Here is a 266-nt window from a genome sequence, read left to right as displayed (position 1 = left end):
GCCTTCTGATCCTGATCGCGGTGTAAGAAATACGATAAATTTTCAGAAGCGGGAAGTTCAGTTGCGTGCGCAATTAAAAACTTTGCACGACTTAAAATTTTCACTAATAAATATTCAGCGATAGCAGCCGTTTTATGGTAATAAACTTGCCAATACATAAACATTCTAGCGGTAAGAAAGTTTTCAATTGAGTAAATCCCTTTCGCATCGATCACCAATTCATCTCCACTCACATTCATCATGGAGATGATTCTTTGAGTGTTGAC

1 pseudogene is annotated in these 266 nt (G+C 37.6%); it reads right to left on the bottom strand.

The features are described from left to right. Positions 1–215, bottom strand: a pseudogene (locus Ga0451573_RS19270) (hypothetical protein); the annotation flags it as partial. Positions 216–266: the final 51 nt, after the last annotated feature.

The sequence above is a fragment of the Phosphitispora fastidiosa genome (genome assembly GCF_019008365.1).
Classification (GTDB): domain Bacteria; phylum Bacillota; class Thermincolia; order Thermincolales; family UBA2595; genus Phosphitispora; species Phosphitispora fastidiosa.
This window is presented reverse-complemented; position numbering and strand designations above follow the sequence as displayed.